Below are 2,284 nucleotides of genomic sequence, written 5' to 3'. Positions count from 1 at the left end.
CGTCCTCCTTGATGGCCGTCAGGAAGGGGCCGTCGTCGACCAGCGCCACGTCCACCGGCGGCTTGGCGCCCCCCGCCGCCTTGATGCGCGCCACGAGCTCGTTGGCGAGCATCGGGATGAGGATGACCTTGGCGCCCGTCTTCTTCTCGATCGGATCGGCGATGGCCTGCTTGTGCCCCTGCTCCCATCCGCCGCCATAGGTATTGGCGATCAGTTCCTTCTGCTGCGCCCAGGCCCGGCCGGCCGTCAAGGCCGTCGCGCCCGCCACTCCTCCGATCAAGACCTGCCGCCGTGTGATACCGCTCATGAATGGCCTCCAGTCTGTCGCGTGTTAGAGGACGAACTCGAACGTCGTGCCGAATCGGACCGCGAAATCCACCTCCTCCGTCAGCGCGAAGCCGCCTCGCCCCGTGTAGGCAGCCTCCAGATCTTCGGCGGTCTCGTGATCCGTGATCATGACCCAGCGCGTGTCGGGAGGAGCCACGGCCAAGCGGTCGAGGCTATGCCAGGTGCCCGCGTGGAGCACGTAGCCCACGCTGCCGTCGAGGAGGAACCCGCGCACGGTCTCGGGCCCCGGCACGGCGTCTCGATCGCGCGGATCCGTGGGCGCCGCGACCGCGACGACTGCCGGCGCGCCGCCGATGGGAACGAACGCCTGGGTCAAAGCGAGATGCCGCTCGAGCTTGGTGAAATCCAGTCCCCGATACGGGGTGAGAAGGTAGGAGATCTTGGCTCGGCCGCCGCGCCAGTCCATGGACCACCCGACCGTGCCCTTCTCCCCCCGAAAGTCTGGCGCGGCCGAGCCCTCGCCTATGAGCTGCCCGAACGGACGAAAGGCCTCCTCGGTCAGCGGCTCGGCGATGAGGCGCGTCACGGTCCCCGGCGCCATCGCGTGGTCCTTCTCAAGCGCCCTGGTACGGGTGAGTGGCCATCCAGTGCCGCGCGATGTCCACCCGACGGCACATCCAGACGCCGTCGTGCTTGAGCACGTGATCGAGGAAGCGCGCGAGACCGGCCGCGCGGCCGGGGCGGCCTGCCAGCCGCATGTGGAGCCCGACGGACATCATCTTGGGCGCCCTCGCCCCCTCGGCATAGAGAACGTCAAATGCGTCGCGCAGATAGGTGTAGAAATCCTCGCCCGTATTGAACCCCTGCACTCCTCCGAACTTCATGTCGTTATTGTCCATCGTGTACGGAATGACCAGGTGGCTCTTCCCGGACACGGTCACCCAGTACGGCAGGTCATCGTTGTAGGAGTCGGCGTCGTAGAGGAAGCCGCCCTCCTCGACGACCAGCCGCCGGGTATTCGGGCTCTGCCGGCCGGTGTACCAACCAAGGGGGCGGCTGCCCGTGAGTCGCGCCAGCACCTCGATCGCACGACGCATGTGAGCGCGCTCTTCATCCTCGCTCATGTACTGGTAATCGATCCACCGCCATCCGTGGCTCATGACCTCGTGACCCGCCTCTAAAATGGCGGCCGCGGCCTCCGGATGGCGTTCAAGGGCCATGGCGACGGCATAGACCGTGATCTTGATGTTTCGGTCCGCGAACATCCGCAGGAGGCGCCAGAAGCCAGCTCGACTGCCGTACTCGTACACCGATTCGACGTTCATGTTGCGGACCCCCGGCAGCGGCTCCGTTGCCACCACCTCGTGGAGGAAGGCCTCGGATTCGGCGTCGCCGTGGAGGATGGAGCGCTCGCCTCCTTCCTCATAGTTCATGACGATCTGAAGCGCCAGGCGCGCTCCGCCCGGCCACTTGGGATCGGGCGTGTGCCTGCCGTAGCCGACGAGATCTCTCGGATAGCTCATTCGTATTCCTTGAGGTCGCGGGGCGGCGCCGCGAACTTGCCTGCCTTGCTCTGCGCCAAGCCGAGCCGCACGAGCGCCTCGGCCATCTGCACGCCGCACGAGACCGGCTCTAGGATCGGCGCCCGGCTTCGCTCGCGCGCCGCCGCCGCGTAGGGCGAGAGGCGGGCACCGCCGAGAATGACGAGGTCCGCGCCCATGTCCCCCGTCACGCTACTTATCACCGCGCCGAGCTCGTCGAGGACCCGCTGCTCGTCCAGGGAGCCTTCGCCGATGGGTGGAAGCTCGACGGCCCTCACGCCCGCGCAACGGGAGGCGAAGCCGACGAGCTGGACCACGTCTTCCGTATACGGGATCATGCGGGCGGCCGTGGTCACGATCGCGAAGCGGTGACAGAGCGGCACGGCCATCCCCATCGCGGCCTCCGCCATGGAGACCACGGGCACCTCGAGGGCTTCCTTCACAGCTCCCGTGCC

The 2,284-nt window shown here is 67.4% G+C and carries 4 protein-coding genes; all 4 read right to left on the bottom strand.

Annotated features, from left to right (window positions below):
- Positions 1 to 268: ABC transporter substrate-binding protein (locus VKG64_08555; protein HKB25090.1), on the bottom strand; the 268-nt coding region annotated here is incomplete at its 3' end.
- A gap of 63 nt (positions 269 to 331) precedes the next feature.
- Positions 332 to 889, bottom strand: coding sequence for an ureidoglycolate lyase (locus VKG64_08550; protein ID HKB25089.1), 558 nt, complete (start codon positions 887 to 889; stop codon positions 332 to 334).
- A 13-nt stretch (positions 890 to 902) separates the two neighbouring features.
- Positions 903 to 1,817, bottom strand: a complete 915-nt coding sequence (gene puuE / locus VKG64_08545; GenBank protein ID HKB25088.1) for an allantoinase PuuE — start codon at positions 1,815 to 1,817, stop codon at positions 903 to 905.
- Positions 1,808 to 2,284, bottom strand: a 477-nt coding sequence (locus VKG64_08540; GenBank protein HKB25087.1) for an aspartate/glutamate racemase family protein, incomplete at its 5' end; no start/stop codon positions are given. The genes VKG64_08540 and puuE, both read right to left, overlap by 10 nt.

This window comes from Candidatus Methylomirabilota bacterium, from assembly GCA_035260325.1.
Taxonomy (GTDB): domain Bacteria; phylum Methylomirabilota; class Methylomirabilia; order Rokubacteriales; family CSP1-6; genus AR19.
The sequence above is the reverse complement of the archived record's forward strand: the minus strand, read 5'-3'. Positions and strand labels throughout refer to the sequence as shown.